General features: G+C 59.4%; 24 protein-coding genes. 13 read left to right on the forward strand and 11 right to left on the reverse strand.

Going from position 1 to position 21,637, the window contains the following annotated elements; all coding sequences use genetic code 11:
* The first annotated feature begins 22 nt into the window (after positions 1-22).
* Entirely contained in the window at positions 23-1,393 is a 1,371-nt protein-coding gene (mnmE, locus tag MQW23_RS09575) for a tRNA uridine-5-carboxymethylaminomethyl(34) synthesis GTPase MnmE (RefSeq protein ID WP_252107791.1), read from the forward strand.
* 66 nt (positions 1,394-1,459) lie between these two features.
* Here the strand turns inward: mnmE and MQW23_RS09580 are convergent, their stop codons facing one another.
* Positions 1,460-2,551 (reverse strand): cobalamin-independent methionine synthase II family protein, encoded by a 1,092-nt coding sequence (locus MQW23_RS09580; RefSeq protein ID WP_252107793.1) that lies wholly within the window; start codon positions 2,549-2,551, stop codon positions 1,460-1,462.
* Positions 2,552-2,650: 99 nt separating this feature from the next.
* Entirely contained in the window at positions 2,651-3,571 is a 921-nt protein-coding gene (gene rarD, locus MQW23_RS09585) for an EamA family transporter RarD (protein ID WP_252107795.1), read from the reverse strand.
* A gap of 108 nt (positions 3,572-3,679) precedes the next feature.
* Between rarD and MQW23_RS09590 the strand changes: the two genes are divergently transcribed.
* Positions 3,680-4,138, forward strand: a complete 459-nt coding sequence (locus MQW23_RS09590) for an Lrp/AsnC family transcriptional regulator (RefSeq protein WP_252107797.1) — start codon at positions 3,680-3,682, stop codon at positions 4,136-4,138.
* Positions 4,139-4,143: 5 nt separating this feature from the next.
* Here the strand turns inward: MQW23_RS09590 and MQW23_RS09595 are convergent, their stop codons facing one another.
* The 4 genes from MQW23_RS09595 to rdgB form a co-directional block, all read right to left on the reverse strand.
* A complete protein-coding gene (locus MQW23_RS09595; protein ID WP_252107799.1) occupies positions 4,144-4,989 on the reverse strand; it encodes a 23S rRNA (adenine(2030)-N(6))-methyltransferase RlmJ in 846 nt (281 codons plus the stop codon).
* An 86-nt stretch (positions 4,990-5,075) separates the two neighbouring features.
* A complete protein-coding gene (locus MQW23_RS09600; RefSeq protein WP_252107801.1) occupies positions 5,076-5,777 on the reverse strand; it encodes a YiaD family glycine zipper/OmpA-like lipoprotein in 702 nt (233 codons plus the stop codon).
* A 44-nt stretch (positions 5,778-5,821) separates the two neighbouring features.
* Positions 5,822-6,988, reverse strand: a complete 1,167-nt coding sequence (gene hemW / locus MQW23_RS09605; RefSeq protein WP_252107802.1) for a radical SAM family heme chaperone HemW — start codon at positions 6,986-6,988, stop codon at positions 5,822-5,824.
* Positions 6,981-7,589: an RdgB/HAM1 family non-canonical purine NTP pyrophosphatase gene (gene rdgB, locus MQW23_RS09610; RefSeq protein WP_252107803.1), complete on the reverse strand. Its 609-nt coding sequence runs from the start codon at positions 7,587-7,589 to the stop codon at positions 6,981-6,983. The genes hemW and rdgB overlap by 8 nt, the downstream gene beginning before the upstream one ends.
* Before the next feature lie 260 nt (positions 7,590-7,849).
* Between rdgB and MQW23_RS09615 the strand changes: the two genes are divergently transcribed.
* From MQW23_RS09615 to MQW23_RS09640, 6 genes are all read left to right on the forward strand, one after another.
* Positions 7,850-8,542 carry a response regulator transcription factor gene (locus MQW23_RS09615; protein ID WP_252107805.1) on the forward strand — a complete coding sequence of 231 codons (693 nt, stop codon included), beginning with the start codon at positions 7,850-7,852 and terminating at the stop codon, positions 8,540-8,542.
* Between the two features lie 21 nt (positions 8,543-8,563).
* Complete coding sequence (locus MQW23_RS09620) at positions 8,564-9,112, forward strand: CsgE family curli-type amyloid fiber assembly protein (RefSeq protein ID WP_252107807.1); 549 nt, start codon at positions 8,564-8,566, stop codon at positions 9,110-9,112.
* Positions 9,112-9,531 (forward strand): curli assembly protein CsgF, encoded by a 420-nt coding sequence (locus tag MQW23_RS09625; protein ID WP_319022812.1) that lies wholly within the window; start codon positions 9,112-9,114, stop codon positions 9,529-9,531. Before MQW23_RS09620 ends, MQW23_RS09625 begins: the two co-directional genes overlap by 1 nt.
* A gap of 79 nt (positions 9,532-9,610) precedes the next feature.
* A complete protein-coding gene (locus MQW23_RS09630) occupies positions 9,611-10,441 on the forward strand; it encodes a CsgG/HfaB family protein (protein ID WP_252107809.1) in 831 nt (276 codons plus the stop codon).
* Between the two features lie 303 nt (positions 10,442-10,744).
* Complete coding sequence (locus MQW23_RS09635) at positions 10,745-11,263, forward strand: hypothetical protein (RefSeq protein WP_252107811.1); 519 nt, start codon at positions 10,745-10,747, stop codon at positions 11,261-11,263.
* 60 nt (positions 11,264-11,323) lie between these two features.
* Positions 11,324-12,034 (forward strand): curlin subunit CsgB, encoded by a 711-nt coding sequence (locus MQW23_RS09640; protein ID WP_252107813.1) that lies wholly within the window; start codon positions 11,324-11,326, stop codon positions 12,032-12,034.
* Positions 12,035-12,115: 81 nt separating this feature from the next.
* Here the strand turns inward: MQW23_RS09640 and MQW23_RS09645 are convergent, their stop codons facing one another.
* The 5 genes from MQW23_RS09645 to MQW23_RS09665 form a co-directional block, all read right to left on the reverse strand.
* Positions 12,116-12,385 carry a hypothetical protein gene (locus tag MQW23_RS09645; protein WP_252107815.1) on the reverse strand — a complete coding sequence of 90 codons (270 nt, stop codon included), beginning with the start codon at positions 12,383-12,385 and terminating at the stop codon, positions 12,116-12,118.
* 173 nt (positions 12,386-12,558) lie between these two features.
* Positions 12,559-13,839, reverse strand: a complete 1,281-nt coding sequence (gene hemL, locus MQW23_RS09650) for a glutamate-1-semialdehyde 2,1-aminomutase (protein ID WP_252107817.1) — start codon at positions 13,837-13,839, stop codon at positions 12,559-12,561.
* A 92-nt stretch (positions 13,840-13,931) separates the two neighbouring features.
* The gene (thiD, locus tag MQW23_RS09655) at positions 13,932-14,741 is read right to left on the reverse strand and encodes a bifunctional hydroxymethylpyrimidine kinase/phosphomethylpyrimidine kinase (RefSeq protein ID WP_252107826.1); all 810 of its coding nucleotides are present in this window, start codon (positions 14,739-14,741) and stop codon (positions 13,932-13,934) included.
* Positions 14,741-15,172: a protoporphyrinogen oxidase HemJ gene (hemJ, locus tag MQW23_RS09660; RefSeq protein ID WP_252107828.1), complete on the reverse strand. Its 432-nt coding sequence runs from the start codon at positions 15,170-15,172 to the stop codon at positions 14,741-14,743. Before hemJ ends, thiD begins: the two co-directional genes overlap by 1 nt.
* A gap of 9 nt (positions 15,173-15,181) precedes the next feature.
* Complete coding sequence (locus MQW23_RS09665; RefSeq protein ID WP_252107834.1) at positions 15,182-16,990, reverse strand: chloride channel protein; 1,809 nt, start codon at positions 16,988-16,990, stop codon at positions 15,182-15,184.
* A gap of 231 nt (positions 16,991-17,221) precedes the next feature.
* Between MQW23_RS09665 and argC the strand changes: the two genes are divergently transcribed.
* The 5 genes from argC to MQW23_RS09690 all read left to right on the forward strand — a co-directional run bounded on the left by argC (position 17,222) and on the right by MQW23_RS09690 (position 21,190).
* Positions 17,222-18,256 (forward strand): N-acetyl-gamma-glutamyl-phosphate reductase, encoded by a 1,035-nt coding sequence (argC, locus tag MQW23_RS09670; RefSeq protein WP_252107836.1) that lies wholly within the window; start codon positions 17,222-17,224, stop codon positions 18,254-18,256.
* A 114-nt stretch (positions 18,257-18,370) separates the two neighbouring features.
* Positions 18,371-18,724 carry an iron-sulfur cluster insertion protein ErpA gene (erpA, locus tag MQW23_RS09675; protein WP_252107838.1) on the forward strand — a complete coding sequence of 118 codons (354 nt, stop codon included), beginning with the start codon at positions 18,371-18,373 and terminating at the stop codon, positions 18,722-18,724.
* Between the two features lie 149 nt (positions 18,725-18,873).
* Positions 18,874-19,641, forward strand: coding sequence for a transporter substrate-binding domain-containing protein (locus tag MQW23_RS09680; protein ID WP_252107840.1), 768 nt, complete (start codon positions 18,874-18,876; stop codon positions 19,639-19,641).
* 96 nt (positions 19,642-19,737) lie between these two features.
* The gene (locus MQW23_RS09685) at positions 19,738-20,409 is read left to right on the forward strand and encodes an amino acid ABC transporter permease (protein WP_252107841.1); all 672 of its coding nucleotides are present in this window, start codon (positions 19,738-19,740) and stop codon (positions 20,407-20,409) included.
* Positions 20,410-20,419: 10 nt separating this feature from the next.
* Entirely contained in the window at positions 20,420-21,190 is a 771-nt protein-coding gene (locus MQW23_RS09690; RefSeq protein WP_286086943.1) for an amino acid ABC transporter ATP-binding protein, read from the forward strand.
* Positions 21,191-21,637: the final 447 nt, after the last annotated feature.

A 21,637-nucleotide genomic window follows, 5' to 3' on the forward strand; every position in this document is an offset into this window, starting at 1 on the left:
CCATTCATTCAAGAGACGCGCCATGGCCTCAACACTCTACACCCAGGACACGATCGCAGCGCTGGCTACCCCGCCCGGGCGCGGCGGAGTCGGCATCATTCGGGTCTCAGGACCTGCCTGCGGCGATATCGCCACCGCACTGCTGGGGCGATGCCCGGTCAACCGCTACGCGCACTACGGGCCGTTTCATGGCGAGCAAGGCATCATCGATGAAGGCATCGCGCTTTCATTTGAAGGCCCGAACTCCTTCACCGGCGAGGACGTGCTGGAGCTTCAGGGCCACGGCGGGCCGATCATCATGGACATGCTGCTCGAGCGCTGCGTGGCGCTCGGCGCGCGCCTCGCCCGCCCAGGCGAGTTCTCCGAGCGCGCCTTTCTAAACGACAAGCTGGATCTTGCCCAGGCCGAGGCGATCGCCGATCTGATCGACGCCACGTCGCGCTCGGCCGCCGAAAACGCCGTGCGCTCGCTGCAGGGCGAGTTTTCGAACCGGGTATCACAGCTGGTCGAACGGCTGATTGCGCTGCGCGTCTATGTAGAGGCCGCCATCGACTTCCCCGAGGAGGAGATCGACTTTCTCGCCGACGGCCACGTGGCCACACGGCTGCAGGCCGTACGGAAGGAGCTAGAGTCGGTACGCCGCGCCGCGGGCCAGGGCGCGCTGTTGCGTGAAGGCATGAGCGTGGTGATCGCCGGGCGACCCAACGCCGGCAAATCGAGTCTTTTGAACGCGCTGACCGAGCAGGAGACGGCGATCGTCACCGACATCGCCGGCACCACCCGGGACGTGCTGCGCGAGCATATCCATATCGACGGGATGCCGCTTCACGTGATCGACACGGCCGGACTCAGGGACACGCCGGATGCGGTGGAGAAGATCGGCGTGGCCCGCGCCTGGGCGGAAATCGAAAAAGCCGACCGGGTGCTTCTGATGGTGGACGCCGCAACGACCGAGGCGACGGATCCGATGGCGATCTGGCCGGAGTTCGTCGAACGCCTGCCTCAGCTTTCGCGACTCACGCTGGTGCGCAACAAGATCGATGAGAGCGAAGAAGCCGCGGGTATCGATTTATCCACAGCCACCCCGACGCTGCGTCTGTCGGCGAAGACCGGGGCGGGTGTGGACAGTTTGAAAAAGCATCTCAAGGACGTGATGGGCTTTGCCGCCACCACCGAGGGGCGTTTCTCGGCTCGCCGGCGCCACCTGGACGCGCTGGACCGAGCATTGGCCGCACTCGATAACGGCCGCGCCCAGCTCGAAGGCCTAAGCGCCGGTGAGCTGCTCGCCGAAGACCTGCGCGACGCCCAAGGGGCGCTTGGCGAGATCACCGGCGAGTTCAGCGCCGACGATCTGCTCGGCGAGATTTTCGGCAGCTTCTGCATCGGCAAGTAGCACCGGCCACCTTTGTGAGTAAGTGCTTACTTTTCTTACAGAGCTTATTGAATAGGCTATTAGCCTTTATTCGCCCCACACGTCGCGGGCGATGCCGACCACAAGCGCAAGCTTGGCCTGCTGCTCGGCTTCACTGAGCGAGTTACCCTCTTCGGTCGAGGCGAAGCCGCACTGGGTGCTCAGGCAAAGCTGATCGAGCGGCACGTAGCGCGCCGCCTCCAGGATGCGCGCCTTGATCGCTTGTGGGTCCTCAAGCTCGCCGGTCTTGGTGGTCACCAGCCCCAGCACCACTTTTTGATGGCCGGGCTTGATGAAGCGCAGCGGCGCAAAGTCGCCGGCGCGGTCGGAGTCGTACTCCAGAAAGAACGCGTCGATATTCACCGAGCCGAACAGCAGCTCGGCGACCGGCTCGTAGCCGCCTTCGGAAATCCACGTCGAGCGGAAGTTACCGCGGCAAACGTGCATGCCAATCACCAGGTCCTCGGGTTTGTTCTCGAGCGCCTGGTTGATCACCCGGGCATAGGTTTGGGCGAGTTGATCCGGGTCTTCACCGCGCTCGACGACCTGGGCGCGCTGCTCATCAGAACAAAGGTACGCCCAGACGGTATCGTCGAGCTGCAGGTAGCGACAGCCGGCGTCGTAAAAGGCCTGCACCGCCTCCTTGTAAACCCGGGCGAGGTCGTCGAAGAAGTCGTCGATATTGGGGTAGGCATCCTGGCTGACCACGTTCCGACCGCCGCGAAAGTGCAGCACGCTGGGGCTGGGGATCGTCATCTTGGGCGTGGCGTTGCCGCTGACGCTAGCGAGATACTTGAAATCCTCGAGCATTGGGTGCGTGCCAAAGCCCAGCTTGCCCGTCACGCGAACGTTGCGCGATTTGGTCTGCACGCCGCTGAACTGGATGCCCTGCTCGGCGTCGATCCCCTCTACGCCTTCGAGCCCCTCGAAGAAATCGAAGTGCCACCAGGCGCGGCGAAACTCACCGTCGGTGACCACTTTCAAGCCGCACTGGCACTGCTCGTCGACCGCGTGCTTGATCGCCGCGTCTTCTATGCGGCGAAGGTCGCTGTCGCTTTTTTCACGGGCGTTCTTGATGGCCGTTGGCCGCAGCAGGCTGCCCACGACATCGGCGCGAAAGGGGGCGGTTTGATCGCTCATCATACTCTCCTGCTCTATTACACGTGACTCGATAAACCCATGCTCGCGCAAACCTGCGCTGAGCAAAAGTGATCTTTTTTTGAGATCAGGTGAATCATTTTAATGACTGCGCCGACGCATCGGCCAAAACGCTGTTTGGTCTCTGCTCATACCGAGCACGCCCTCCACGCACAGCACGAAAACGGCCAGCCAGATGGCGATATAGGTCGGCCACTCGTTGGGGGCGACCGACTCACCCAGCCACAGCGCCACCGCGAACAGCAGCAGAGGCTCTACATAGACTAAAAGGCCGAACAGGCTCAGGTTCAAAAGCGGCGCCGAGAGCGCCTGAAACACCAGCGCCAGAGCGCTCAAAAGCCCAAGGCCCACGACCAGCGCCGCGGATTCGATACTCGGCGCGCCGATCACACCGCCCCCATTAACGATGAAAAAGAGGCTGACCGGAAGCGCCAGCAGCATGTCGAACCAGAGCCCGCCGATGTGGTTGGTGTCGGTCGCCCGGCGCAGCCAAAAGTAGAGCGGATAGCCTAGGCACACCACGAGCGCGGGCCAGGCCAGCGCCTGAGAGATCAGCAGCTGATTCAATGCCCCCGCCAAAGCGAGCAGGCTGGCCAAGCACTGAAAGCGCGACAGACGATCGTCAAAGGCGAAGCGGCCGATGATGATCATGGTGATCGGCATCAGAAAATAGCCTAGTGACACCGCCAGCCCCTGCCCGTGGCCTGGCGCCCACATGAAAAGCCATAGTTGAACGCCGAGCAGCCCAGCCCCGAGAAGCCGCGTTGCCCAAAAGTAGCGCTCGGCTTTTAGGCGCCGCGCCACCTCGATAACGAGCGCGCCGTAGCCGCGCCAAAGAATGAACAGAGTTAGGCAGGGAAAAGTGAGCAGCATGCGCCAGCCGTAAATTTCCGAGCCGCTTAGCGCGCCGAGCAGTGGCGTATAGGCGAACATGAGCGCAAAGAAGATCGAAGCCGCGACGTTCAGAGTAACGCCAAGGGCGATAGAGGATTGAGTAGGCATGAGGCGCTTCCGGACAGGAACAGGTCGCGGTACTTTATTGCATCACGTACGATAAAGGCGCCCGAATTAGCCGGCCATCACGATAAATTTTCTCACGGAGCACACACAATGGTGCTGGATGACTTCGATAAAGCCCTGCTCGAACATCTGCAAAAGGATTGCCAGACACCGCTTCGCGAGCTGGCCGAGGCGGTACATCTTTCCACCGCCTCCGTGCAGCGGCGCATTCAGCGGCTCAAAAAGGAGGGCTACATCAAGGCGAACGTGGCGGTGCTCGACCCGGACAAGCTCGGTCAGGTGATCACGATTTTCGTCGAAGTGCGCGCCGACAAGACCCACGCCGCCGACCTGGACGCGCTCAAGGCGCGCTTTTCAGGCCCGGAGATTCAGCAATGCTACTACGTGACCGGCGAGGCGGATTTCATGCTGGTGCTTTTGGTGCCCAGCATGCGTCGCTTCCAGCAAATTTGCGACGCGCTGTTTCACGAAAACCCGAACGTGAAATGGTTTCGTACGCTGGTCGCACTGGATCGCGTCAAAACCTCCCAGGAAGTTTTGCCGGCCTAGTTTGGCTACTCTTCGACCAGCCAACGGGCATCGAAGCGGCTCTCGCCGCCGAGCAGCGCGGTAACCTCGCTCATCGCGCCCTGCATGCGCTCATCGAGCCCCCAAGGGGGGTTGATCACCAGCATGCCGCTGGCGTACATACCGTGGGCCTCGACGCCGGGTTCACGTAGTGTGAGCTCACTTTGCCAGATCTTGCGCACGCCGCTGGTTTTCAGCGCGCTTAGCAGCGTGTGATGAGCGCCTGACGGCAACAGCGGGTACCAGATCAACATAACGGCGTGGCGCACCTTATCGAGTGCGTAAATCACGCTATCCGCCACCTCCTGATACTCCGCCTTACGCTCGAAACTCGGGTCGATCAGCACGCACAGCCGAGGCGTTCTCACCGGCACGCGCCTTTCGAGCTCGGCCAGCCCATCGCCATGGATACGCAGCGCCGCCTCGGGCAGCGTCTGGCCGTCGAGTTCGGCATGCTCGCCGGGATGCAGCTCGCAAAGGCGCAGCGCGTCCTGCTCGCGAAGCCCCTGGCTTAGCCACCAGGGCGAGCCTGGGTAGCGGCTCAATTCGGTGTCATCGGCCTGGACACGAGCCACGTGTGAGAGCCATTCGCACAGTAATGGGTTGGCCAAGCTTTTGCGCGCCTTCCATAGCGGCTCGACACCTTCGCGATGCTCCTGAAGCTTCATGGCTTCCCTTGATCCCAACGGATAAAGGCCGCGACCGGCGTGGGTATCTATATATGTAATAGCGCTTTTTTTACGTAATAGATAATCACACACTGCATAAAGGGTGAGGTGTTTATGAACATCGGCAAAATTGCCGGCATGATAGGCGTGTTGGTAGGAGAGCATGGCGGTTCGCACTGGTGAAATAAAAAAGCCCGCTATCCATGATAGCGGGCTCGCGGGTCAGACCCTACCGGGTCGAATCACATCGATCAGTAGTTGCCCTGGCCCTGATTTTGGTTCTGGCCGGCCTGACCGGTCGGCGTCAGGGTGATTTCAACGCGACGGTTCTGCGCACGGCCCTGTTCGTTGTCGTTACTGGCCACCGGCTGCGATGCGCCGTAACCGCTGGTTACCAGACGAGAGGAAGAAACACCGTTCTGGCTCAGGTAGCTACCTACGGCCTGAGCGCGGCGCTCGGAAAGGCGCTGGTTGTAGTCGGCGGCGCCGGTGCTGTCGGTGTGGCCAGCGATATTGACGCGCGTATCGGTGTATTGAGTGAGTACGTTGGCTACTTCATTGAGCGAGCTGCGTGCCTGGCTGGTCAGCTCCGAGGAGTCGAAGCCGAACGTTACGCTGCTGGGCATGTTGAGCACGATGTCGTCGCCGCGACGGTCGATTTCGATGCGCGAACCCTGCAGGCTTTCGCGCAGCTGATTCTCCTGACGGTCCATGTAAGCGCCAACACCGGCACCCGCAGCAGCACCTACGGCAGCTCCGATCAGCGCACGGTCGCGACGGCTAGTGGCGCCGTCACCGGAGAGCGCGCCGGCCACACCGCCGACCACCGCACCAATACCCGTACCGATGCCGGTGCTGGAGCGCTGCGTTTGGCCGCCGTAGGGGTCGGAGCTGGCACACCCGGCAATCAGAAGGGCCGCGGCTACCGGGGTCAACAGTCGAGAAATACGCATCACTCACTCCTTTAAAAGCTTATTTGATTAAACCGGGCTGTGGGTCAGTCGTCACTGATCAACGCCAACAGCTCGTTCAAGAATAATAGACCATGAGGAGAAGCACGTAGTTTTACCGGCACTTGCACTAAAAGTCCTTTTTTCTCAGCGCTGGATAGTTTCTTCAAGAGAACCTCCGGCGGCTGGCCCGTATGCGCCGACCAAAGCGCCATATCGACGCCGTCGGTCAAGCGCAGCGCGTTCATGGCGAACTCCAGCGGAAGCTCCGCTTCATCGATCGTCGATTTGCCGGCGATGAAGCCGCGCGGATCAAAGCGTCGGCGCAGGTAGGCATCGGGCTGGCGGGTCTTCCAGCGCCGCTCGATCGTCCAGTGCCCCTGCTCGTCGATATGCGAAAGCTTGCCGTGGGCGCCGGCGCCGATCCCCAGGTAGTCGCCGAACTGCCAATAGTTAATATTGTGACGGCTCTGTTGACCCGGCTGGGCGTAGGCCGAGATTTCGTAGCGCTCGAACCCCGCCTGAACCAACCGCTCGTGGCCACTCTCTTGAATGTCCCAAAGCGCCTCCTCCCGGGGAAGCACCGGCGGGCTCGAATGAAAGGCGGTGTTGGGCTCGAGCGTCAGCTGATACCAGGAGAGGTGATCCGGCGAAAGCGCAAGCGCTTGGTCGATGTCGGCCAGCGCCAGCTCCGGCGTTTGCCCCGGCAGGCCGTGCATCAAATCGATGTTGAGATTATCGAAGCCCGCAGCGCGGGCCTGGCCCACGGCGTCGGCGGCTTCCTCGGCGCTGTGGATACGGCCCAGCGCTTCGAGCTGAGCGGGTTGAAAGCTTTGGGTGCCGATCGAGAGCCGATTGATCCCCGCCTCGCGGTAGCCGACGAAGCGCGCCTGCTCGGTGGTGCCAGGATTGGCTTCCAGGGTGATCTCGATAGACGGCGAGAAAGGCAGCCGCACACGTACTTCGCTCAACAGACGCCGGTAGAACGAAGGCGATAACAAGCTCGGCGTGCCGCCACCGATGAAGATGGTCTCGAGCGAGCGGCCGTCGGCCAGCGTCAGATCGGCATCCAGATCCGCCAGTAGCGTATCGAGGTATTCCGCCTCGGGCAGCTCTCGGCTTTGCGGCTCGTGCGAGTTGAAATCGCAGTAAGGGCACTTTCTAACGCACCAAGGGGTGTGGATATAAAGCGACAGCGGTGGGGTATTACCCATGCGCCACCTTCAACAGATCGACCAACCCCTGCAGCGCCCGGCCCCGGTGGCTGAGCCGGTTCTTGGTTTCAAACGAAAGCTCCGCCACGCTCATACCCTGGTCCGGTAGCCAGAAAAGCGGGTCGTAGCCAAAGCCGTTGTCGCCGCGCGGGTGGGCCAGTATCTCCCCTTCCCAGCTGCGCTGAACGATGATCGGCACCGGATCGTCGGCGTGGCGCAAATAAACCAGCACACACCAGTAGCGTCCGGTGCGCTGACCTTCGGCGCAGTCGGCGAGCGCATGAAGAAGTTTCTCGTTGTTGCGCGCATCGCTTTTAGGCTCGCCAGCAAAGCGCGCCGAGTAGATACCCGGCGCCCCGGATAGTGCGTCTACCTCAAGACCCGAGTCGTCTGCCAGTGCCGGTAGCCCGCTAATCCGGCTCGCTTCGCGCGCTTTCAACAGTGCGTTTTCGATAAAGGTCAGGCCGGTCTCTTCGACGTCCACCACGCCGAATTCGGACTGCAACCGCACATCGAACATCAAGGGCGAAAGAAGCTGTTTGAACTCTTTTAACTTGCCAGCGTTACCGCTGGCTAAAACGAGCGTATCGACCGCGGACATGGTGTCACCTCCAGTATGGACTCTTCAGTTTACGCCGAACGAGATCGCAGCTAAAGATGGCGACTTCAGGTAGATGGATTAGACTGTTCATCCGAAAGATGACTAGCCAATCAGACCGGCGGCTTACTTTTTCCTAAGCAATATGAAGGTGAAGCGCCATTTCACTTATTTTTAGTAACATAACTTTACTAAACTGATCTTCCAGGTAACAATCACCTCATTAGCGTCTCACACTTTATTTGCAGTTGGAGGGTTTATCGATGGTGCAGGAAAGGACCCAGGGCGTGGTGTACATCGTCACCGAAAAAAGCCCTCAATCTCAGCTATTTGCAGAGTACCTGAATAAAAAAACAGGTCACACGATCGATCTTTACGCGCCGGGGGCGACGCTGCCGGCGTCCAACGCCGAGCATCAGCTTTTGCTGGTGGATGCGGATCACATTAGCGTCGATGCCATTCCCGACTGGCAGGAAAAGCTTCCCGAATCGCTCGCCCGCATGCCTTTGGCCGCATTCAACATCCGTGACATGGACCATGCGCTGGAAGCGCTCTCATGCTCGCAGCTCAAGGGCGTGTTCTACCGCAACGAAAATCTCGAAGTGATTTGCAAGGGTATCCACGCGCTTCTAAACGATGAGCTCTGGATGTCGCGTGACTTGATGGCACGGCTCATCCTTTTTTATCGCAAGTACCAAAGCAACGCGTTTCGTCCGGCCTGTGGGCTGACCAATCGTGAAATGGAGATCATTTCGCTGTTGAGCGCGGGCTCGTCGAACCAGCAGATCGCCGAAAAGCTTTTTGTCAGTGAGCACACGGTCAAGTCGCACCTTTACAACATCTTTAGAAAGATCAACGTGCACAACCGCATTCAGGCGCTTAACTGGATTCATCAGAACCTGGGGCCGATTCTACCCAATATCGAAACCGCGCGTAGCCTGCAGCGCGGCCGCTAATTTTCCAACGAGCATTCGGCCATGGTCACGTATCGTTTTCATTTACCGCTCGCCGCCTGCCTGCTGACGCTGGCCCTGTCGGTTTACGCCAGCGAAGAGCTTCCTGGCCAGCCCGTATCTCCCAACCAGCCGGCTTCACCAAACGACACTCTGTCGGAAAACGAGCAGGAAGAGGTGGATGCGATCAACCGCCTCTCCGGGCCAGACGGTGCGGAAATCGAGCCGCGCGGTTACGGCAGCAGTGAGCTGACCGGGGTCATGATCGATCGCACCATCACCATGGCCGGTCGTTCGTTCTACCGTGCATTCAGTCAGCGCGCTATGGATAACCCGCTAATCAACAACGCCACGATCACGATTCAGGAGCGCCCGGACGCCCGTTGGGGAAGCCAAGTCTGGATCATGCAGGGCAATCAAATGTATTTCCGCACGCAGCTTTCGCCAAGAATCAATCAGGCGGATGAAGCCGCTGACGAGGCGGTACAAGTGGTTCAGGAAGCGCTGCTAAAGGAACAGTTGGCAACGGCGTTAACGTCAGACAAAGATCTGGGAAGCGAGGAGTTACGATAATGAAAGGCAAACAACGCAGTTTCATGCTAGGCGTCGCCGCTCTGGCGTTAGCGGGTACTACACACGCAGTCGCAGGGGATCTGGTTTACCGACCGCTCAATCCTTCTTTTGGTGGCGACCCTTTCATGGGCACTTATCTACTGGGTAAGGCGCAGGCTCAGGATACCACCACCGACCCCAATGCGCGCAGCGTGGACAGGCTCTCTTCCACAGACCGACTCGTTCAGAGTCTGGAAAGCCGGCTCATTTCGCAGCTAATCAACGATGTGGGCGCCGGCAATGTCGATCAGGGCTCTTTCGATAGCGGCGAGTTCAACGTAGTGGTAAGCGACGATGGCGGCGAGCTCGTCGTACGTGTGGTGGACAAGCTCACCGGCGATATAACTAATATCAGCGTAGGCGGCGCCTTTAATCCTTAATAAAAACAGCGCTCACGTTTACCAATACCGAATCGGCAAAACGCCGCATAACGCTTATTTGTATCGTCAGGGGATCACAATGAAAATCATCGCTTCACTCATGCTGGCTGCGCTTCTTAGCGGCTGCGCCGGCATGGTCGCCAATTCGGAAAATCTGGAAGGTGCTCAAGCCACGCTCACACCACGCGGGGCTACCTATCAGGATCTCGTTTCGCTCCCGCCGCCGGCAGGCAAAATCTTCGTCTCGGTCTACGACTTTCGCGATCAGACCGGTCAGTACCGCCCGGCGCCAGCCAGCACCTTCTCCACCGCTGTGACGCAAGGGGCTGCGGCGATGCTAACCGGCGCGCTTGCCGATTCTGGTTGGTTCATCCCACTTGAGCGGGTCGGGCTTCAAAATCTTCTGACCGAGCGGCGCATCATCCGTGCCGAGTTCGAGCGCTTCGGCCAACCCGATACGCTACCGTCGCTGCGGGCGGCGTCAGTCATGCTCGAAGGCGGTATCATCGCGTATGAGTCCAACGTACGCACCGGCGGCGCGGGCGCTGAATACTTCGGCATCGGTGCTTCGGGCCAGTACCAGGTTGACCAGGTCACGATCAACCTGCGCGCGGTGGAGATTTCCACCGGCGAGATACTTGCCAACGTAACGACCACCAAGACCATCTACTCAAAAGAGCTACGTGCCGGGGTGTACCGTTTTATCGATTTCCGTCGACTGCTGGAAGCCGAAGCGGGGATTACCACCAACGAGCCTGTACAGATGGCGGTCATGTCGGCGGTGGAGTCTGCGGTTATTCACCTAATCGCTCAAGGAGTGGAAAACAACCTTTGGAATCTGGCAAGCGGTAACAATATTCAAGATTCGGTACTTGCCGACTATTTGAATGCGCCCATTCCAGAATTGTAAAAATATGTGAACAATATTTTTTGGTGTCTGTACGCGCCATTTTCCTAATAAAGATTGGTCGATAGAAGCGTTCGGTCACTAAAAACTTACCAAAAGCGGTGTCGCACAAGTGTGGCACCGCTTTTTTAATGCACTAAAAACAACATCTTACAATAGTATTAAAAAAATAGTACTTTGTATTATTAGAATAATTAAATAGATGATCTTATATCCAGGAAAATTACTGATAGCGCAATTTCACAGATAGGCCAAACTCAACCTCGTGAATACATTTTGATACAAAAACTTTCAAAGGGTATGAGGATGACTATCAACCAGGCGTTTTCGCTGTTAAGAGCAGCAACGGTCAAACCGTCGCTAGCGCTAATCGCCCTAACGATGACATTTTCATCCGCTGCCCAAGCCGGCCAAGACAATCGTATCGCTCAGTATGTCTATAGCGGGTCAAAGCAGATAGGCCCCGGTAACTACAGCGTCATTTACCAAAACGGTAACAACAACCGGACCAACGTCGCTCAATCCTATTCGGCCCAGTATCAAAACGGTAACTTTTCGAGTATCCGCCAAATCGGTAACGCAAATGCGGCGTCAATCGAACAAATCGGTGGCAACAATACCAGCCAGGTTTCGCAAAAAGGTAACGAGCACAGCGTTTCGATTCTTCAGAATAACGGTTCTCAAGGAGCGGAAGCCTTCGTTACTCAAACGGGTCAGCAAAGCAATATCACGATTTCACAATCGGGGAGTGGTTACCGCAGCATCAATGTCGAGCAACAAGCGTTCTCGGGCAATGCGCGACCAGTCACCGTCGTCACTTACTGAGCAAAAATCCTTGCTCAGTAACCAACAAAGCAAGTCGTCATCATAAAGGGGAATCACCAAATGAAAACTCAAATCACTACTATCGCTGCTGGTATCGCTCTTGCACTAAGCACCGCTGCTTCTGCTCAAGTCGCCAGCGATTCCTACATTATCCAATACGGCAACGAACACAGCACCAACGTTACTCAGTACGGTAACCAGGAATCACGTATTCGTCAGGAACGTGGTAACGACAACGCAGCTACCGTCGTTCAGGACGATGTTGTCGGCCAGGCTCCCACTCCGTTCGAGGCAGCGAACGTCTCCAGCATTCAGCAACAAGGCAGCCGCAACGATACAGTCGTGAACCAGGTAGGGAACGGTAACGACAGCTACGTTCTTCAAAACGGCAACGGTAACGTAGCTGAAATCATGCAAGACGGCCTTGATGACAAGTCAGTGGCGCAGTCTTACGGCAGCGATAACCTGACCATGCTCGATCAAAACGGCAACATGAACGATAGCACCGTTACTCTGCGTGGCGACCGTAACATTGCCGATGTAACACAGTCTGGTAACGAACTGAAGAGCGTTATCGTTAACCAGGGCGGTAACGACAACGAATACAATGTAATGCAAAGCGGCGACCGTCACGACTCTTACATCCTGACCAACGGCTATGGCAACTACCAGCAAGTTAGCCAAAGCGCTTTGTACACTCAAAATGCTCATCAATCCACTATCGAAACTTACGGCAGCTACAACAATAACGTTGTGAAGCAGGCTCGCTAAGCGTTTATCGCTCAAAGATATTGGAAGCCAAAACCGCCCTTGAGGGCGGTTTTTTTTATGCACAAGAATTATTAAAAACGCTTATCTAAGATGCAGGGTTAGCGTCCCCCCCTTACCCTGAGTCGATGAGCGTGAGCGGTTGGTACCCTTGAGGATATCTACCTCCAAACGTTCGTTGTCGGTTAACAGCGTGACCTCACCTTCTAATGCGGTACCTTCATAACTGAAGTCGGCGGGAACGCTCATACGTTCCTCCGAGTACTCGGTGACCTGGTCGCCGTCGCTTACCCGCCAGTGCGCTGAAAACTCCGCGCCTTCCGTGCCGCTGATGTTGATCTGAATTCGGGTCATGTCCTGCTCCTGATAGGCCAGTGCGCCGGTGGATAAGGCGCCCACCAAACCCGCAACGCCCAGTGTATAAGACCAAATCGATCGCCGTTTCATGGTGAGTAACCTCATCAACCATAAACGCCGCCCGGATGGGCGGCGTTTTGAGTGTAGCAGCAGTTTGCCGATCGCTCTGATTAAAGCAGCGCAAACGCCTTTTCGGCGGCCTCCAGAGTTTTTTGGATATCCTCCGGCGTATGGGCGCTGGACATGAAACCCGCTTCGAACGCCGAGGGCGCCAGATACACGCCATGATCGAGCATGGCGCTGAAGAAGCGGCGAAAGATTTCCGGGTCGCAGGCGGTGGCCTGGGCGAAGTTATCGACCCGCGACTGAGAGGTGAAAAAGAGACCGAACATGCCGCCGGCGGACTGGGTCATCATCGGCACGCCCGCTGCGTCAGCACGCTCCTTGAGCCCGGTACACAGCGTCTGCACCCGCTGAGTCAGCGCGTCGTGAAAGCCGGGTTCCTTGAGCTTTTGTAGCAGCGTAACGCCAGCGGCCATGGCCAGCGGATTACCCGACAGCGTACCCGCCTGATAAACCGGCCCCATGGGCGAGATGTTCTGCATGATATCGCGCCGTCCGCCAAAGGCGCCGACCGGCATGCCGCCGCCGACGATCTTGCCAAGGCAGGTCAGATCCGGCGTAATACCGTAGTGCGCCTGGGCACCGCCAAGCGCCACGCGAAAGCCGGTCATTACCTCGTCAAAGATCAATAGGCTCCCGTGCTCGTTGCACACCCGGCGCAGGGTTTCCAGAAAGCCGGGCTGCGGCGGAATGCAGTTCATGTTGCCCGCTACCGGCTCGACGATGATACAGGCGACCTCGCTACCGATCTCGGCAAAGCACGCCTCGACGCCTTCCGGGTCGTTGTAGGAGAGCGTGATGGTGTGCTCGGCCAGTGATGCCGGTACGCCCGGCGAGCTCGGCTCACCGTGGGTCAGAGCGCCGGAGCCGGCTTTCACCAGCAGCGAATCCGAGTGGCCGTGGTAGTTGCCCTCGAACTTGACGATCTTGTCGCGGCCGGTGCTGCCCCGGGCCAGGCGTATCGCCGACATGGTCGCCTCGGTGCCGGAGCTGGTCATGCGCACCATCTCCATCGAGGGAATCATCTCGCAGATCAGATCCGCCATGGTGGTTTCCACCGCGGTGGGCGTACCGAATGACAGCCCGTTATCCAGACGCGCGCGCACCGCGGCGAGCACGTCCTGGTCGGCGTGACCGGTGATCATTGGCCCCCAGGAGCCGACGTAGTCGATGTAGCGGTTGCCCTCGACGTCGAACAGGTAGGCGCCCTGGGCGCGCTCCATGAACACCGGCGGGCGGTGCAGGCCCTTGAACGCGCGAACGGGGGAATTGACGCCGCCGGGAATGTGGCGCGTGGCTTGCTCGAAGAGTTCGGCAGATGTGGTCATGTCATCCTCAGCGTGGTTGGCTCAATGATTGATAGCTTAGCGCCTGACGGCGTGGCGTAAACAGGCGCTTTATCGATCGGCGGCCAATGAGATCAAAAGCGGGTCAGGCGAGGCAAGCGGCGGGGAAGATACTGGCCGCTTTCCGGCGCATAGGCCTTCGACAGGGCCTGCCAGGTAAAGTGCTGCGCCTGTTCGCAGGCGGTGGGTAAGCGCTCACCCACCGCCATGCGCGCGGCGATCGCCGAGGCGAGCGTGCAGCCCGAGCCATGAAAACGCTCCGGTAGGCGCGGCCACTGCCACTGCCGCGTGGTGTCCGGCGAGTGCAGCGTATGCACCACCTGGTCCGGATTACCCGGCAGCGGGTCGTCGGTGGCCGTCACCAGCACCGCCTGGCAGCCCTGGGAGATCAGCGCCACCACGCGGGCGGTGTCGTCCTCGCCTTCGGCAATATCCGGGGTCAGCGTCATCAGCTCAAAGCGGTTGGGCGTCAGGATATCCACAAGCGGAAGCAGCCGGTCTATGTAGAGCTTTTGCAAAGCGGCTGTGGATAACTCAGCCCCGCCGCCGGCTTTCAATACCGGGTCTGCCACCACCGGAACGCCGGGAAAGCGGCGGATGATCTGCTCGGCGGCCAACAGCGTCGGCGCGTCGGCCAGAAGCCCCAGCTTGATCGCCCCAATAGTGAAGTCGCCAAGCGCCGCCGCGCTTTGCCGCATCATCTGCGGGTCGGCGGGCAACACGCGCTGGACATCGCGGCAGTTTTGCACGGTGGTGGCGGTGGGGATCGTCAGCGCCCAGCCGCCGCAGCCGGCGATGGCTTCGCTATCGGCGATCAGGCCTGCGCCGCCGGTCGGGTCGTGCCCGGCCAACACCAAAACGGTGGGAGGAAGCGGTTGATGCATTAAAACGGCTTCAACACGGCAAGCAGCACCACCGCGACCAGCACGATCACCGGGGCTTCATTGAAAAAGCGAAAGAAGGTGTGGCTTTTGGTACAGCGGTTCTGGGCGAACTGCTTGAGATAGATCAGGCAAACGTGGTGATAAGCGATCAATAGCGCCACCAGCGTCAGCTTGACGTGCATCCAGCCTTGGCTCATCCAGCCGGGCACCAGGTAAAGCATGATCCCGCCAAAAATCAGCACCAGAATCATCGACGGCGTCATGATCCCGCGGTAGAGCTTGCGCTCCATGGTCTTGAAGTAAGTAATCGCTTGCTCATCGCCAGCGTCGCGCGCCGTGGCGTGATAAACGAAAAGCCTGGGCAGATAAAAAAGCGCGGCGAACCAGGTCACCATGGCCATCAAATGCAAAGCCTTCATCCATAAATACATGGTCTCTCCTTACGCGGTCGGCTCATTGTCACGGGGTCCGGCTTTATCGCTTGGATCCGAGTAGTGGTAATAGCGCTCGATGGCACCGCGGGTAATGATACCTGAAATTCGCTGCTGCTTCGGGCGATAACCGTGCACCACGTAAAGCGCGCCCAAGGCGTTGTCCTGAAGTTTCAAAAACGCCTCGGAGAGCGTGGCTTGGAGCGCGATCGGCGCCATTTCCACGCGCTGGCCCGGAATTTCGAGAAGATCCACCAGTTCGTCCTCCGGGGGCGGCTTGCCGTCGAGCGCCTCGTCGTGCTCTAAAAGCCAGCGCGCCAGCGCCGCCGCCTTGAGCCCCAGCGCCGGCTTTTTGTCGCTGGAGCGTTCGATCAGTAGCCACACCGGATTGGTTTCCAGAAGTTTTCGCGCTTGGTCTGGCGTAACTACACGCTCGGTGCGCACCAACTGGCGCTCCATCACCGCCGGGACCGACACGCGTGAGAGCGCCTGCATCAAGGGCTGCTGCAGCGGGTGCAGCCCGTAGCGTACGGAGCTCAGGAAAAAGCCTTCGCAGCCGGTGAGCTGGCGCGAGGTCAAACACGCCACCACCACTACCAGCATGCCCGGCAGCATGATGTTCGGCGTATGGGTCAGCTCCAAAAGCGCCATGAGCGCGGCCAGCGGCGCCTGGAGCACCGCGCCCATCATCGCCGCCATACCGAGCATGGCGAATACGCCCGGGTCGGCGGCGGGGGCCGGCCAGATCCAGAGCCCCAGCGAGCCGCTGAGCGCCCCGGCTGCCGCGCCCACCACCAGCACCGGGCCGATGATACCGATAGGCACGCCGCCGGCGACGGTCAGCGCGGTGATCAACAGCTTGGCGACGACCAGCCCCAGCAGCACGTAGACGCCGAGCTGATTATTGAGCGCCGCGGCCAGGCTGTCGTAGCCGATACCCTGCACTTGGGGGAACCACCAGGCCATCGCCGAGGTGGCAAGCCCCACCGCCGCCAGGCGCATCCACAGCGGCATCGCGGCCAAACGCTTGTTACGCGCGATATGAATGAACAGCCCGGCTAAAAGCCCGATGAACAGCCCGGTGATGACCACCCAAGGCAAGTTCATCAAGGAGCCGAGTGTGACTTCGGGAATACGAAAGGCGGGTTCGCTGCCGTAAACCATCTGGGCCACGACCGCCCCCATGGTCGAGGCCAGAATCACCGGCATGAAGCTCATCAGCGTGTACTCCATCATCACCACTTCCATGGCGAAGATGACCCCGGCGATCGGCGTATTGAAGGAAGCGGAAATACCTGCCGCAGTGCCGCAGGCGACCAGCACGCGCAGGCTGTTGTTGGGCAGGCGAAGCTTGACCCCGAGCCCGCTCGACGCCGCCGCGCCCAGGTGGATGGCCGGGCCTTCACGCCCGGCGGAGAGCCCGCCAAGCACCGACACCACGCCGACCCACCACTGATTGAGCCAGTTGCGCAGCGGAAAACGGCCCTGATGATAGGAGAGCCGCTCGATCACGTGGCTGACGCCAAGCTTTTGCGCCGCGGCCTTCTGGCGGTAGAGAAACACGCCGATCACCGTGACCGCCAACAGCGGCAGCAGCGCGCGAAGCCAGGGGGCGAGCCCTTCGAAAGCTTCCGGGTTGGCGTCGGGCATGTAGAGTACCGCGCCCATCTCGAGCAGCAGGCGAAAGCCCACCATCACCGCCCCGGTGATGATTCCGGAGAGCAGTCCCAGTACGCACAGCTGGGGCAGTGCGTCGACGTTGGCGAGCTGGCGGCGAAAGGCCTCCAGGGTGAAATCTGCTCGGGAATACCGTGCCACGACCGCGTTCCTTAGCTGTTGGCTTTTTTATCAGAGAGGTGCCCTGCGCGCTGTCGACCCGGTAAAAAGTAAGCGTTCACTCACCGATTCCTGCGCTCACGGGCCGCCACTCTTGTGTATCATAGCTCGACGAGCTTGGACAGTTTGACGAGCTTGGACAGCCCATCGCCAGTTTATTAGGCTGTGAACGACGTATTCGAATCAAACCAGAGAACGGATAAGGGGTGGCGTGTGATCAAGGTCGGCATCGTAGGCGGTACGGGGTACACCGGCGTAGAGCTATTGCGGCTTCTGGCCGGACATCCCGAAGTCAGCGTCGAGGCGATCACCTCGCGCTCAGAAGCCGGGGTCAAGGTGAGCGACATGTACCCCAACCTGCGCGGCCATTTTGATGGGCTCGCCTTTAGCGAACCCGACGCTAAAGCGCTGGGCGCCATGGACGCAGTGTTTTTTGCCACCCCCCACGGCGTCGCCCACGCGCTGGCTGGCGAGCTTTTGGATAACGGCACTCGAGTCATAGACCTTTCGGCGGACTTTCGCCTGCGCGACGCCGACGAGTGGAGCCGCTGGTACGGCCAGCCACACGGCGCCCCGGAACTGCTCGAGGAAGCCGTTTACGGGCTGCCCGAGATGCACCGCGAAAAGATCAAGACCGCGCGTCTGGTTGCCGTGCCCGGCTGCTACCCCACCGCCGTGCAGCTTGGCTATCTGCCGCTGCTGGAAGCGGGATTGGTCGACCCGACCCGGCTGATCGCCGACTGCAAATCCGGCGTGACCGGCGCCGGGCGCGGCGCCAAGGTGCCTTCGCTGCTCGCCGAGGCGAGTGAATCCTTCAAGGCTTACGGCGCCTCCGGCCACCGCCACCTGCCGGAAATCAGCCAGGGCCTGAACGACATGCAGGCGGGGAACATCAAGCTCACCTTCGTGCCGCACCTGACGCCGATGATTCGCGGCATCCACGCCACGCTCTACTCGACGCTGACCAAAAGCGCCGAGGACCTGCAGGCGCTGTTCGAAGCGCGCTATCGGGACGAGCCCTTCGTCGACGTCATGCCCGCTGGTAGCCACCCGGAAACGCGCAGCGTGAAAGGCAACAACACCTGCCGGATCGCCGTTCATCGCCCGGAAGGCGGCGACACGGTCGTGGTGCTGTCGGTGATCGACAACCTGGTCAAGGGCGCCTCCGGCCAAGCGATTCAGAACCTGAACCTGATGTTTGGCTTCGACGAAAAAACCGGCCTCAACGCCCCGGCGCTAATGCCGTAAGCGCTCGGGCACGACGCGATCTCCCGGCAAAAGGGCACGCAATAGTTGACCCTTTTGCTGGGGATTACCCATAATTGCCCTTTCATCCAGCCATTCAGCTTGCGGGAGGTACCCATGAGCGGTGCAGAAGCTTTCGTACCAACCCCACTACTGCTATCCGACAGCGCCCGCCAGCGTATCAAGGCGCTGATGAGCGAGGAGCAAAACCCCGCGCTGAAACTGCGCGTCTACGTGACCGGCGGCGGCTGCTCGGGCTTTCAGTACGGATTCGATTTCGCCGATAGCGTCGACGACGATGACACGCTCATCGAGTTCGGCGATGCCACCCTGGTGGTCGACCCGCTCTCCTACCAGTACCTGGTCGGTTCCACCGTCGATTTCGAAGAGGGCCTGGCCGGCGCGCGTTTTCGCGTGCAAAACCCCAACGCCACCACCACCTGCGGGTGCGGCGCCTCCTTCATGGTTTGAGCCCGCCGGGCACTTGCGTTAACTCCCCTGCTTTCTCGTGACTTGACGCCTTGGCGGTTTCTCGCCAAGGTTGATAGGTCTAAAACGGCGCGCGCGTACGGGCAATGGCTGCCCGAAACGCCGTGCCCTATAACATCACGGGGAAACACATGAACAATACGTTTAGCTATAGCGCTATCGCCGCCGCCCTGACGCTGAGTCTTGGCAGTACTGCCGCACTGGCCCAGACACCATCGGTCAACGTGGCTACCGACCCAAGCTTCGTTCCCTTCGAGATGATGGACCCGGACTCCGGCGAAATGATCGGCTTCGATATGGACATCATCAACGAAGTCGCCCGCCGCGCCGGCTTCGAGGTCAATCTGACCACCATGGAGTTCTCGGGCATCATCCCGGCGGTCCAGACCGGCAGCCAGGAGATCGCTATCGCCGGTATCACGATTACCGACGAGCGCGCTCAGGTCGTCGATTTCTCTGACCCCTACTACGACTCCGGCCTGCAGATCATCGTGCGCGCCGATAACGACGACGTCGAAGCGATCGACGATCTGGAAGGCATGAGCATCGCCACCAAGATCGGCTCGACCAGCTACAACTTCCTGCAGCAGGAGCTGGGTGAAGACGCCGACATTACCCCCTACCCGGGCACTGCCGACATGTACATGGCGCTGTTGGGCCGCAACGTCGACGCGGTGCTGTATGACGCGCCCAACGTCGCTTACTTCTCTCAAACCCGCGGCGAAGGCCGTACCAAAGTGGTCGGCCCGCTTTACGAAGGCCAGCAGTACGGCTTCGTTTTCCACAAGGGCAGCGAGTGGCTAGAGCCGAGCAACGAAGCGCTCGCGGCCATGCGCGAAGACGGCACCTACGACGAGATCTACGAGAAGTGGTTCGGTGAAGCGCCGACCGCCGACTAACGCGGCTCTCGAGTAACGCACTCCTTCAGGGTCGGGCGATAACGCCCGACCCTTTGTTTACCCGTACTACCTGTAATTTTCACCTGGAGATAACGCGTGGACGTTACCTTTGAGTTCGACTGGTCGGCGGCGTTTGCCTCGATCCCCCACCTGTTACCCGGTATTCCGTGGACGCTGGCCATCTCCTTCGGGGGCCTGGCCATCGGTTTTTTCATCGGCATCTTCTTCGGCCTTTTGCGCATCAGCCCTGTGGCCTGGATGCGCTGGGTCGCGACGATCTACATCGAAGTCTTTCGCGGCACGCCGATTCTGGTGCAGGTACTGTTCATCTTCTACGGGCTGCCGCAGCTTCTGGGCGGGCCGATCAACGCGCTGGTCGCCGGTATTGCCGCCATCGCGGTGAACTCCGGCGCCTACATTTCGGAAATCGTGCGCGGCGGCGTGCAGTCAATCGAGCGCGGTCAGCGCGAGGCCTCTCTTTCGCTTGGGCTTTCTCGCGCCCAGTCGTTTCGCTACGTGATTTGGCCCCAGGCGCTTAGACGCATGGTGCCACCGTTGGGTAATCAGGCGATCATCAGTATCAAGGACACCTCACTGTTCTCGGTGATCGGCGTTGGCGAGCTGGTACGCCAGGGGCAGATCTACATCGCCACCACCTTCACCGCGCTCGAGGTCTACTTCATGGTGGCCCTTTTGTATCTGGCCATCACCTGGACGCTCTCCGTGGTGCTGCGCCTGGTCGAGCGTTCGAACCTTGCCGGTCAATAAGGAGCGCGCCATGACAGCGAACCCATCTTCACACCCCGCTCCCATCGTGCGCATGGAAAAGCTCAACAAGCACTTTGGCGCCCTGCACGTGCTCAACAATATCGACCTTGAGATCACCTCCGGCGAAGTCGTCGTAGTGATCGGCGCAAGCGGCTCGGGTAAATCCACCCTGATCCGCTGCATCAACGGGCTCGAGGAGTTTCAGGCCGGCACCCTTGAAGTGGATAACAACACGCTCAAACCCTATGGGAAGAGCTCAAAAGCGCTTCAAACCATTCGCACCGAAGTCGGCATGGTCTTTCAGCAGTTCAACCTCTTTCCGCATTTGAGCGTGATCGACAACGTCACCCTGGCGCCGATCAAGGTGCGCGGCCAGCGCCGGGATCAGGCGACTCAAACCGCAAAGCGCCTGCTCGACCGCGTGGGCATCGCCGACCAAGCGAACAAGTACCCCAGCCAGCTTTCCGGCGGCCAGCAGCAGCGTGTGGCGCTGGCCCGGGCGCTTGCCATGGAGCCCCGGCTGATGCTGTTTGATGAGCCCACGTCGGCGCTCGACCCGGAGATGATCGGCGAGGTGCTCGACGCCATGCGCGAGCTTGCCAGAGAGGGCATGACCATGGTGATCGTCACCCACGAAATGGGCTTTGCCCGCGAAGTCGCCGATCGCGTCATCTTCATTCATAAAGGAGAGATCACCGAAGAGGGCCCACCGGAGCAGCTGTTCGATACCCCCCAACACGAACGCACCCAATCGTTTTTGGCCCGCGTACTCAAGCACTGAAACGCGTACTTAAGGCGCGCTGTACGCTCAAAATCCTTCACCAAAACCGGCTATTTTTGAGCCTGTCCTTGTGACAGGCTCTTTTTTTGCCTGTGGACAACATTTTTTCGATTTTTTTCATGCCCGCCTACGTCGCCCGCCATTCGCGCTTTAAAGCCATTTATCAAACGCTGGCTCTGATGTTTACAAGCGCGCGCACAGCGTCGGTATGCGTCGGTGGATAAGCCGTGTTCTTTTGGCGCTGTGTATAAATGCCCATTCGATCCACAGCCCCAACACCGCTTCTGCGCAGCAACTACGCCCTTTAATCACCGTTTGGTCAACAATATAGTGATTTGAAAAATATAATTTTTAATGGCTTATACACAGATTTTATCCACACCATTAGTTACAACATCAACAGAACTTCTCTTTATATTTTTTATTTTGTTATTAGTAGATCAGTAC

Source organism: Halomonas sp. S3-1-1 (assembly GCF_023757625.1).
GTDB lineage: Bacteria > Pseudomonadota > Gammaproteobacteria > Pseudomonadales > Halomonadaceae > Vreelandella.

Bases quoted from the DNA above. Each gene is read 5' to 3' on its own strand.
- rarD (WP_252107795.1), bottom strand. From the start codon at position 3,571: ATGCCTACTCAATCCTCTATCGCCCTTGGCGTTACTCTGAACGTCGCG.
- thiD (WP_252107826.1), bottom strand. From the start codon at position 14,741: ATGCATCAACCGCTTCCTCCCACCGTTTTGGTGTTGGCCGGGCACGAC.
- mnmE (WP_252107791.1), top strand. From the start codon at position 23: ATGGCCTCAACACTCTACACCCAGGACACGATCGCAGCGCTGGCTACC.
- MQW23_RS09615 (WP_252107805.1), top strand. From the start codon at position 7,850: ATGGTGCAGGAAAGGACCCAGGGCGTGGTGTACATCGTCACCGAAAAA.
- hemJ (WP_252107828.1), bottom strand. From the start codon at position 15,172: ATGTATTTATGGATGAAGGCTTTGCATTTGATGGCCATGGTGACCTGG.
- hemL (WP_252107817.1), bottom strand. From the start codon at position 13,839: ATGACCACATCTGCCGAACTCTTCGAGCAAGCCACGCGCCACATTCCC.
- MQW23_RS09690 (WP_286086943.1), top strand. From the start codon at position 20,420: ATGACAGCGAACCCATCTTCACACCCCGCTCCCATCGTGCGCATGGAA.
- MQW23_RS09625 (WP_319022812.1), top strand. From the start codon at position 9,112: ATGAAAGGCAAACAACGCAGTTTCATGCTAGGCGTCGCCGCTCTGGCG.
- erpA (WP_252107838.1), top strand. From the start codon at position 18,371: ATGAGCGGTGCAGAAGCTTTCGTACCAACCCCACTACTGCTATCCGAC.
- hemW (WP_252107802.1), bottom strand. From the start codon at position 6,988: ATGGGTAATACCCCACCGCTGTCGCTTTATATCCACACCCCTTGGTGC.
- MQW23_RS09630 (WP_252107809.1), top strand. From the start codon at position 9,611: ATGAAAATCATCGCTTCACTCATGCTGGCTGCGCTTCTTAGCGGCTGC.
- MQW23_RS09600 (WP_252107801.1), bottom strand. From the start codon at position 5,777: ATGCGTATTTCTCGACTGTTGACCCCGGTAGCCGCGGCCCTTCTGATT.
- MQW23_RS09580 (WP_252107793.1), bottom strand. From the start codon at position 2,551: ATGAGCGATCAAACCGCCCCCTTTCGCGCCGATGTCGTGGGCAGCCTG.
- MQW23_RS09680 (WP_252107840.1), top strand. From the start codon at position 18,874: ATGAACAATACGTTTAGCTATAGCGCTATCGCCGCCGCCCTGACGCTG.
- MQW23_RS09640 (WP_252107813.1), top strand. From the start codon at position 11,324: ATGAAAACTCAAATCACTACTATCGCTGCTGGTATCGCTCTTGCACTA.
- MQW23_RS09590 (WP_252107797.1), top strand. From the start codon at position 3,680: ATGGTGCTGGATGACTTCGATAAAGCCCTGCTCGAACATCTGCAAAAG.
- rdgB (WP_252107803.1), bottom strand. From the start codon at position 7,589: ATGTCCGCGGTCGATACGCTCGTTTTAGCCAGCGGTAACGCTGGCAAG.
- MQW23_RS09635 (WP_252107811.1), top strand. From the start codon at position 10,745: ATGACTATCAACCAGGCGTTTTCGCTGTTAAGAGCAGCAACGGTCAAA.
- MQW23_RS09645 (WP_252107815.1), bottom strand. From the start codon at position 12,385: ATGACCCGAATTCAGATCAACATCAGCGGCACGGAAGGCGCGGAGTTT.
- MQW23_RS09620 (WP_252107807.1), top strand. From the start codon at position 8,564: ATGGTCACGTATCGTTTTCATTTACCGCTCGCCGCCTGCCTGCTGACG.
- MQW23_RS09595 (WP_252107799.1), bottom strand. From the start codon at position 4,989: ATGCTCTCCTACCAACACGCCTATCATGCCGGCAATTTTGCCGATGTT.